Origin of the sequence: Holdemania filiformis DSM 12042 (assembly GCF_000157995.1) — a bacterium.
In the GTDB taxonomy this organism is placed as follows: domain Bacteria; phylum Bacillota_I; class Bacilli_A; order Erysipelotrichales; family Erysipelotrichaceae; genus Holdemania; species Holdemania filiformis.
Window position 1 is genome coordinate 438,010 of record NZ_GG657556.1, and the last position, 9,041, is coordinate 447,050.

General features: G+C 48.9%; 9 protein-coding genes and 1 CRISPR repeat array. Of the genes, 8 read left to right on the forward strand and 1 reads right to left on the reverse strand.

The annotated features are described in order from the left end of the window. Positions 1-14 precede the first annotated feature (14 nt). A CRISPR array of direct repeats spans positions 15-706; the repeat unit is 32 nt; unit sequence GTCGCAAGCTACACGCTTGCGTGGATTGAAAT. 223 nt (positions 707-929) lie between these two features. The 8 genes from HOLDEFILI_RS07910 (at position 930) to HOLDEFILI_RS07945 (ending at position 7,792) form a co-directional block, all read left to right on the forward strand. Continuing rightward, positions 930-2,474: a DUF2779 domain-containing protein gene (locus tag HOLDEFILI_RS07910; protein ID WP_156788868.1), complete on the forward strand. Its 1,545-nt coding sequence runs from the start codon at positions 930-932 to the stop codon at positions 2,472-2,474. After that, entirely contained in the window at positions 2,461-3,402 is a 942-nt protein-coding gene (locus tag HOLDEFILI_RS07915) for a dipeptidase (protein ID WP_006059055.1), read from the forward strand. The genes HOLDEFILI_RS07910 and HOLDEFILI_RS07915 overlap by 14 nt, the downstream gene beginning before the upstream one ends. Positions 3,403-3,536: 134 nt before the next feature. Continuing rightward, on the forward strand, positions 3,537-4,073 hold the full coding sequence (gene hpf / locus HOLDEFILI_RS07920) for a ribosome hibernation-promoting factor, HPF/YfiA family (protein WP_006059056.1): 537 nt from the start codon (positions 3,537-3,539) through the stop codon (positions 4,071-4,073). Positions 4,074-4,232: 159 nt separating this feature from the next. Then, the gene (locus HOLDEFILI_RS07925) at positions 4,233-4,787 is read left to right on the forward strand and encodes a VanZ family protein (protein ID WP_006059057.1); all 555 of its coding nucleotides are present in this window, start codon (positions 4,233-4,235) and stop codon (positions 4,785-4,787) included. A 285-nt stretch (positions 4,788-5,072) separates the two neighbouring features. Next, complete coding sequence (locus tag HOLDEFILI_RS07930) at positions 5,073-5,813, forward strand: sigma-E processing peptidase SpoIIGA (protein WP_039864331.1); 741 nt, start codon at positions 5,073-5,075, stop codon at positions 5,811-5,813. Between the two features lies 1 nt (position 5,814). Next, positions 5,815-6,513 (forward strand): RNA polymerase sporulation sigma factor SigK, encoded by a 699-nt coding sequence (gene sigK / locus HOLDEFILI_RS07935; RefSeq protein ID WP_006059060.1) that lies wholly within the window; start codon positions 5,815-5,817, stop codon positions 6,511-6,513. Positions 6,514-6,578: 65 nt separating this feature from the next. Continuing rightward, the gene (locus HOLDEFILI_RS07940; RefSeq protein ID WP_006059061.1) at positions 6,579-6,968 is read left to right on the forward strand and encodes a MarR family winged helix-turn-helix transcriptional regulator; all 390 of its coding nucleotides are present in this window, start codon (positions 6,579-6,581) and stop codon (positions 6,966-6,968) included. A gap of 239 nt (positions 6,969-7,207) precedes the next feature. Continuing rightward, a complete protein-coding gene (locus tag HOLDEFILI_RS07945) occupies positions 7,208-7,792 on the forward strand; it encodes a cytidylate kinase-like family protein (protein WP_039864332.1) in 585 nt (194 codons plus the stop codon). Positions 7,793-8,032: 240 nt separating this feature from the next. On the opposite strand, the gene HOLDEFILI_RS07950 is transcribed toward HOLDEFILI_RS07945, so the two are convergent. Next, the coding region (locus HOLDEFILI_RS07950; RefSeq protein WP_006059064.1) for a PTS sugar transporter subunit IIA at positions 8,033-9,041 on the reverse strand (1,009 nt) is incomplete at its 5' end.

Sequence of the window (9,041 nt, forward strand, 5' to 3'; positions counted from 1 at the left end):
TCCCTTAATGAAGCGTCGCAAGCTACACGCTTGCGTGGATTGAAATTTTATTCACACTAATGGTTCGCTCCTTGATAGAGTCGCAAGCTACACGCTTGCGTGGATTGAAATCCAATGTGTTCATTGGCGTGGTAAGCCGGCCAGAGTCGCAAGCTACACGCTTGCGTGGATTGAAATGCTCTTAGTGTTTTATAACCAAGAAGTGGATATTGTCGCAAGCTACACGCTTGCGTGGATTGAAATCGGAACACCCGATTTAAGTGCACCCATTGCGATCGTCGCAAGCTACACGCTTGCGTGGATTGAAATATACAACTCCGGCCGGGAGGCTGCTCGCGTTACCGTCGCAAGCTACACGCTTGCGTGGATTGAAATGCTCTTAGTGTTTTATAACCAAGAAGTGGATATTGTCGCAAGCTACACGCTTGCGTGGATTGAAATCAGTTAATATCAGTGACATTATTATCCACGATATGTCGCAAGCTACACGCTTGCGTGGATTGAAATTTTCCAAGCGTCAAATCTAAATTGCAACGGTGTACGTCGCAAGCTATATGCTTGCGTGGATTGAAATATCGTTATCTTTGTCCATGTTGGCATCTGCAGAGTCGCAAGCTATATGTTTGCGTGGATTGAAATTCCGCGAATGGGGCCAGAAACTACATTTCCATCCTGTCGCAAACTATATGCTTGCATGAATTGAAACATTATTATTTTGTTGTAGTAGAAAAAGCATGCTTGAGGAGCCGTGCTTTTTTACTGTTGATTGGACGTTTAAGCAAATTTCAAACATTTATTAAGCTCATCTCTTAAATGATTGAATTCCCAAGAAAATTCCAGAATGAAATAAATCTGTGAAAACCTGGGATTTATCCAACTTTTCTTGGATTGCACGGAGGGGAATGGTATAATCAAAAAGGTGATTATACATGTTTCATACTTCCGATTGTAAAAAATTTAAACGATGTCAGAAATATTTCTGGCTCTCTAAAAAAGAACCGACACCGCCATTTTCTCCCTATGTCAGGATGGATGAGGATTTAACGGCGCTGGCCTGCCAGAAATTAGGAATTAAGGAATATTTTCAGGGAGTTCGCGGTGATGATCCGCAGCGGGCTATGGCGGCGCTGGAAGAATCAGAATGGCTGGTTTCCGCCCGCTTTGAATTCCATCAGCTGCGTGTCAAAATTCCCTTTCTCCACAAAACAGATGCCGGCTGGGAAGTCTATTTTCTGTATGGCGGCCATCTGCCTAAAGAAGACGAAGCATTCAGTTATATGCTAAGCGCCTGGGTGCTGGAAAACCTTGGTCTTGCGGTGAACTCACTTTATGTGATCCATCTTAATCCTGATTATATTCGAGGGAAAGAATTAGATCCCCAGGAACTCTTCATCATTTCCGATCGGTTTTATAACGAAGCCGGACGTCCGGCCCTAAGACTTTCAGAAGCAATCGAAAAGCAGAAAATTGAAATTCAGCCTATGCTTGACGAAATGGAGCGGATGCTTGAGCTGGAAGAACCTGAATCAGTGAAAACTAACCGCTGTACGCGCCGTAACAAATGCGTTTACTATGAACGATGCTTCCCGGAAGAAAAAGAACTCGATCCTGATTCAATCCTGACCCTTGTTTCATCCCAATATAAAAATCAGATGGCAGCGGAAGGTCGGTTAACGCTGCAGGATGCAGACCCGGATCGGATTGAGGGAACCCGCCAACAATTCGCTCAGATCAAAGCCGCTCAGAACGGCGGCTGTTACATTGACTATTTCGGCTTGAAAACCTGGCTTGACGGCGCTCTGCAATACCCATACTGCTTCCTCGACTTTGAGTGGGAAACCTATGCTGTGCCGCCTTATGAGGGAATGCGCAGCTATCAAGTGTTGCCCTTTCAGTATTCGCTGCATATTTTAGAAGCGGACGGGACGCTGACCCATCGCGAGTTTATCGGTGTGCACGACTGCCGGAAAGACTTTGTCGAAAAGCTGCTTCAAGATCTGCCGCCAAAGGGTAGCGTGATCGCCTACAATGCCGAAGGCGCGGAAAAGATCCGGCTTCAGGAGCTGGCCGCCCGCTTTCCGGAACGCGCGAAACCGTTGATGAAGATCCATTCCCGCATGGTTGATTTGGCCTTTCCCTTCCAGGCGGGTCTATTCTACGACACGCGGATGCGCGGCTATTATTCCTTGAAAACACTGCTGCCGCTGTTTGATGAAAACCTGACTTATCAGGATCTCGACATCCATCAAGGTATGGACGCCGTCGTCCAATGGCGGAATCTCGATCAAAATAACGATCAGTCCGATCACCAGGCAATTCGCGATCATCTGCTTCAATACTGCGGATTGGACACCTATTCCATGATTATCGTTATGAACGGATTGAAAAAGAAGCTGGCGGAATGGGAAGTCCGTCATCAACATCAAGAAGCGGCGATCGCCGCCGGAAAGGGGATTGAAGATGAGAATTTTTGATTTGCACGCCGATATCGGCTGGGATATTCTGCGTAAGCACGAACAAGGAAGAACCCATGTATTGCGAGAAGAACATTTGCCGAAGCTGATAAAGGGCGAAGTGCTCGGCGTGGGGATCGCCAGTTATTTTGAAGGCTCGGAGGACTGGGATCGGATGCAGAAAATGGTGCTCGCCGCCCGCCAGGAAATTGAAGAAAACCTCGATGCCGTGACCTGGATAAAATCCAGAGCCGATCTGGAAGAATCCGGCAAGCAGCAGGTTGTGATGACCGTCGAGGGCATGTGCGGAATCCGGGATCAGGCCGAGGAAAAAATTCAGTGGCTCTATGATCAGGGCGTGCGCATCGCTTCGCTGTGCTGGAATGATGAAAACGCACTGGCAACCGGCGTGAAAGGTACGGTTACCTGCGGATTAACCGAGGAAGGCCGCAAGGCTGTTCGAAAAATGGATGAGCTGGGGATGATTCTCGACGTATCGCATACCAATGAGAAAACGTTCTGGGACATGGTGGAAGTGGTTCGTGGTCCGTTAATCGCCACTCACTCCAACACCCGCGCGCTGTGTGAGGTACACCGCAACCTGACCGATCAACAGATCATGGCAATCGCTGCAAAGGGCGGTGTGATCGGCTTGAATGCCGCGAGGAACTTCATTGATTCCAATCCTGAACATCAGGATGCTCTGCATCTGGCGGCGCACGGCCGTCACATTGCCGATCTGGTCGGCGTGGAACATCTGGCCGTCGGCTTTGATTTCATGGATTTCTTCGAGGATCATGCGACGTCGATGGGCACGGATCTGACCAGCGCGCTTCAAGCGCAGAATCTGATCCAGGGTCTGCGGGCGCAGGGATTCTCGGAAGACGAGTGTCAGGCAGTCGGTTATGACAACGCACTGCGGGTCTTACGGCAAACCTTGAAACAATGAAATGATAAAAAAGGGCTGATTTACAGAAATCAGCCCTTACGCTTTCAGTATAACACGAAAGCGCCGGCGTTTAAAGACTGATTTTTTTCTTTGAATCCGCTTATACTAAAGGTACATCAAAGGAGGAATTATCCATGAAATTTGAGATTGTCGGAAAAAATGTCAGCATCACGGAAGCAATGAGGCAGAAGATCGAAAGAAAATTATCCTTTTTGGACAAATATCTGTTAATCGATCCTGAAACTAGAGCCCGTGTTGTTGTCCGCACTTATCCTCTCACACAGAAAATTGAAGTCACGATCCCTACCAAAGTCGGAATCTTGAGAACAGAAGTCGAACATGAAGATTTATATGCGGCGATTGATTTAGCGATCGACAAGCTGGAAGATCAGGTTCGCCGTCAGAAAACCCGCCTGTCCCGCCGGCATCGTGAAAAACTGGCGCTGAGCTTTGTCGAACAGGACAATGTTAAGCTGGACCAGGGCGATATCGCAGTCAGAACCAAGACGGTCAAAGCGCAGCGCATGGATCTGGAAGAAGCGATCATGCGGATGGAAATGCTTGGTCATTCCTTCTTCATCTATACTGATGAAGAAACCGACAGCACCGCCGTTGTTTACAAGCGCAACAGCGGAGGCTATGGCCTGCTGGAAACGGAAGACGAAGAATAAATTACAGGGAACGGTGAGCGCCGTTCCTTTTTTTGACTTTACGATAGCCGTAAGTGAATAAACTGTCACTTTCTATTCAAGCTGTCTGTCATTTCAAGTTCTGATTTTCAGGGTATACTAAAATCCTAAAACTATGTTTATAGAAGGGATTTGAGAACGATGGGAATGGTCATTGGAATGACGATAATCGGCCTGCCGCTGTCCTGCCTGATCGCTGGGTTTCTGACGCGCGGTATTCGCCGGCGAAAGGATCTGACAAAGCTGCGCAAAGGATTGATCTGGGGCTGGGCTTCCTATGCGCTTCTGGTATTCTTCGCAACCGTAGGGTTTGACTTTCTTATATTAGGCCCCGCAGCATTTCATCCGCCGGTGCATTTGATCAACGTCGTTCCCTTTGTCTGGATTCAGGAAACGTATCAAATGGGGTTTGCCCGGATGATCGAACAATTATTGCTCAACATTGTCATGTTTGTTCCCTTGGGATTTCTAACGCCTGTCTGCTTTCCGAAGTTCCGCCCGCTGCGCCCCTGCCTGCTTTCACTGACGGGATATTCCCTGACGATTGAAATCCTGCAATTCTTTATCGGCCGTTCCGCCGATATCGACGATCTGATTATGAATACGCTGGGCGGAATTTTAGGCTGGCTGATCTTCTGCGCGGTGCGACGTACACAACCGGGGCGTGAGAAATTACTGAAAGATTTTTCAGAGTAAACATGACAATAACATTGCATAAGCTTGTTTGAGAAAGCGCTCAGGCTGAAGCGAAACTAAAGCTCATCGCGTATAACGATTCAGATCTGGAATGAGGCTTTGTGCGGATCGCATGTTGAGTTGTAATTACCGGTCTTTTATTCTGGATTTGAAAATGACGAATATCGCTGAAAGTTTCCTGAACGGCGCGGGAATCGAACATGAACTTTCACAGAACCGGCGTGCAAAACGACAAAAACTGCCCGCTGCTTTTTCTATCATAGAACGTAGAGAAAGGAGAAAAGCGTGAACAGTTATGTGGAAGTAACCGTGATTCTCGGAACAATCCTGAACGGTTCAGTCTGGCTGACCTCGGCGTGGCTGTGCCGGCGTCCGGTCCGGCTGAGAAGAATACTGATGTTGTGTCCGCTGGCGCCGCTGGCTGCTTGCTTGTGCTGGTTTGACGATGCAATCTGGGTTTGCGCCCTGATCGAACTGATCAGCGTTCTGACCGTTTTCTCATTCGGTCTTCAGGCTGCGGCTTTTGCCTGGGGCCTGCGGTTTCTGCTCGAATTCGGCTTGATGAAGCTGTGGCGCGGATCGCTTGTGCATTTCCAGTTGTTTCTGCCTGCTTCGTGCTGGCAATGGACGATCGCCGCCGGGTTTCTGTTAATGTGGGATTTTATCCTCCAGCGGAAACTGGGCCAGGGGTTAGCGGAAACCGCGTTTTTGTATCCGGTGACGCTGCAGGCAGGGGATTGCGAACTGGCGCTCTCCGGTTATCTGGATTCCGGCAACAGCGCCGTCATCGAAGGCCGCCCGCTGATTTTCTGTACCCGGGAAATCAAAGGCCGGCTGAACTGGGCTCCGGTCCAGCCGCTGCCGGTGGAAACCGTTGCGGGTGTACGGGATGTGGCGGCGATCAGCGCTTCGCTGCAGATCCAGGGCGGATGCGTCCAGCCGGTCTGGCTGGCGTTCAGCGAGGCGCTGGACGGCTGCGGTTACGATACGTTGCTGAACGTCACGCTGTTTACAGGTCACAGATAGAATGAAACGTTGGTTATTCAAATTAAAAGCTTTTTTGTTCGGAAAACGAAGTCGTCATGTTCACTTTATTCAAGGCAACGATGTCCTGCCGCATCCGCTTGCCCGCGACGAGGAGGAAGCGGCGCTGATCGCGCTGGAAAACGGCGATCAACAGGCCCGCGACACATTGATCGAACACAATCTGCGCCTGGTCGTCTACATCGCCAAGCGTTATGAAACCAATCCGATTTTCATGGAGGATCTGATCAGTATCGGGACGATCGGTCTGATCAAAGCTGTGAATACGTTTAAGCGGGATAAAAATATCAAGCTGGTTACCTATGCCTCGCGCTGCATTGAAAACGAAATTCTGATGTTTTTGCGCAAGAAAAGCCGGCGGAAAACCGAGATTTCGTTTGACGAGCCGCTCAACGTCGATTACGACGGCAACGAGCTGCTGCTGTCCGACATTTTGGGAACAGAAGGCGACATCGTCGCGGAAAGCTTCTATGCCGAGGAAGATAAACGCCAGCTGTTAAAAGCCATGAGCAAGTTGAAAGAGAACGAACGGATGATCTTAGAAATGCGCTACGGCATCAATCATGAGGAACTGACGCAGAAAGACATTGCCGATCAGCTGGGAATCTCGCAGTCGTATATCTCAAGGTTAGAAAAACGAATTATCCAGAAGCTTAGGAATCAGTTGATCAAGCAGGAATAAAACCGGGATAAACCTTGACAGAGCCTGAACGAAAAGGCTACAATGAACACGTCGGAGGTGGCATCATGAATCGTGTTCGCGAGACAGTCAATGGTTTGCTGGTTGAAGTATTTAACCATATTTTATTTATTGAAGAACAGTATATGAAGCATCAGGGTGTCACGCTTTCCATGACAGAAGTCCATATTTTGGAGAATGTGGAAAAAAGCGAAACCAAGACGCTGGGCGACGTTGCGCGGCTGCAGATGGTCACGCCGGGCACACTGAGCGTCGCGGTGAATTCGCTGGTGCGCAAAGGATATATCATGAAATGCAAGGATCTGCAGGACAAGCGCGTTGTGCGGCTGCTTTTGTCAGCCAAGGCAAACGAGTGCTGCGGATTCATCATCAGTTCCATGAAGAAATGGTCGACAGCTGCATCGTTGATCTGGAGTTGGAAAAAGAGGAAGTCATGATTGAAAGTCTGGAAAAGATTTTAAATTACTTCCGCTCAGAACTGGAGAAAAACGAGAAGCCGAAGCGCCGGCCGGCATCCAGGAAAAAAGTGAAAACGGAAGATCAGGGTTAGACGAATTTCAGGCTGAAAGCTAAAACAGAAGACTTGCGGAAACGCGGGTCTTTTCTTTTCGTTGACAATCATTGCCTCCCTGTTACAATGAGATTAGTAAGAGCGAGGGAAGCGAGGGAAAGAAGTATGGGGTATCCTATTATCACCGTAAGCCGGCAATATGGCTCGGCCGGCCGCGACGTCGCGCGCAAAGTGGCGGAGGAGCTGAAAATTCCGTATTATGACAAAGAGGTTATTTCGATGACCGCGGCGCAGACTGGTTTTTCCGAGGAAGTCGTCAGAAATGAAGAAAGGAAACGGTCGGTGCTGAGCAATCCATTGTTCAGTTTAACGCAGATGATCGATGTTCAGGTGTTTATGACCCAGTCTGAGATCATCCAGCAGCTGGCGGTGCAGCCGTGCGTGATCGTCGGCCGGTGTGCGGATTATGTTTTGCGGGGGCAGGACATTCTGAGTGTTTTCATCAACGCGCCGCTGCCGGACCGGATTGAACGGGTCAAGACGTTTTATAACCGCAAGGAACGGGATATCCGGGCGCTGGTGCTGCGGACGGACAAGGAGCGCAAGGCTTATTACGAGTATTACACTGATAAAAACTGGGGCGACAGCGGATCCTACGATCTGATGATCAACAGTTCGATCGGCCTGGATCTGGCAAAGGATCTGATCGTGCTGGCGGCTAGGAACTGGCATGGCTCACAAACAAAATAAAATTCTATAAAATGCCTGAGCGCCATTCTGCCTGTGAACAGAGAACGGACGTCAGGCTTTTCTTTTCGGCAAAGCCGGCTGAGCGTTATCAAAAAAAAACGGATCATCTTATCCAGATCCGCATTCTCCATGCGAAAGATTCCAGGAATTCACCTCCGGAATCTTCGCCGATTTATTCAGTGTCCATCATCCCCCTGAGCCTTCGGCGGTCAGGGACTTCCGCGTGCCATGGTGATGTTCTCAAAGATTCGGCAGAATGATCTCCTTGAACTCCGCCAGGCTGGACGTATTTTTTACCCGGCTGAGAATTTCCGGATTCTCAAACAGGGACAAAATTGATTCATTGATCGTCAGAAGAATCTGCTTGTCATACTTATTGATCGCAATCAGAAGCATGATGTTGACAAGATTGTTTCCCCAGGTTATCCCGCTGCGGCTGACCGCGATGCCGATCTTGGTCTGATAGGCGTCCATGTGCACCGAATGGGGAATCGCGATGCTGCCGAAGGCCGTGGACGACGCGTTCTCCCGCTCTTTGACGAATGTCTTAAACGAAGCGGAAACGTAGCCGAGGGCCTCCATTTTATCGCAGACCTTTTGAATGACGTCTTCCCGGCTTCCGTTTTCGATCACAAAGAACAACTCCGGATGGAAGTAATGATCGAAATGATTAAAAATCAGCTCTTTCTTTTTCACCTGCTGGATTTCATAAATCTTCTCCCGAATCTCATTTTTCTGTTTATCAAGCTGAAACGGCAGAATCAACAACGAAGGATAGTTATAATTCCGTTCATCCTGAATCATCGTGATCAACAGATCAAACGTTTGTCTTTCCAGTTCTTCATAGCTGGAAACAACGGCGTCAATCGTGATCTCATCGGCGTAGTCCTGCGTTAACTGAGCGTAGATCTTCTTTTCCAAGCCCAGATAATCGGAACACAACAGGACGCATTTCAGCTTATCATTCGAGGAATTCTGGCGGTCGATTTCCGTGCCGACATGCAGGAAGATAAAGGCGACCTCATCCTCCGCAATCGCAACCTGGTAAATCTCCGAAAGCCGCAGCGCGATAAAAATAGCGATGTCATAGATGATCGGACAGTCCTGCTTGATTTTCTCCGACAGCGGATTGCGGTTGTATTTTCCTAAGGAAGCCCGCGTGATCAGCGCTTTGATATGCAGGCCGAACGGGATGATGAAGCTCTCATGCTTCAGATCGATGGAATACAGCTGCGAGACCCCGCCATGA

Bases quoted from the DNA above. Each gene is read 5' to 3' on its own strand.
- HOLDEFILI_RS07925 (WP_006059057.1), top strand. From the start codon at position 4,233: ATGGGAATGGTCATTGGAATGACGATAATCGGCCTGCCGCTGTCCTGC.
- HOLDEFILI_RS07910 (WP_156788868.1), top strand. From the start codon at position 930: ATGTTTCATACTTCCGATTGTAAAAAATTTAAACGATGTCAGAAATAT.
- sigK (WP_006059060.1), top strand. From the start codon at position 5,815: ATGAAACGTTGGTTATTCAAATTAAAAGCTTTTTTGTTCGGAAAACGA.
- HOLDEFILI_RS07915 (WP_006059055.1), top strand. From the start codon at position 2,461: ATGAGAATTTTTGATTTGCACGCCGATATCGGCTGGGATATTCTGCGT.
- hpf (WP_006059056.1), top strand. From the start codon at position 3,537: ATGAAATTTGAGATTGTCGGAAAAAATGTCAGCATCACGGAAGCAATG.
- HOLDEFILI_RS07940 (WP_006059061.1), top strand. From the start codon at position 6,579: ATGAATCGTGTTCGCGAGACAGTCAATGGTTTGCTGGTTGAAGTATTT.
- HOLDEFILI_RS07945 (WP_039864332.1), top strand. From the start codon at position 7,208: ATGGGGTATCCTATTATCACCGTAAGCCGGCAATATGGCTCGGCCGGC.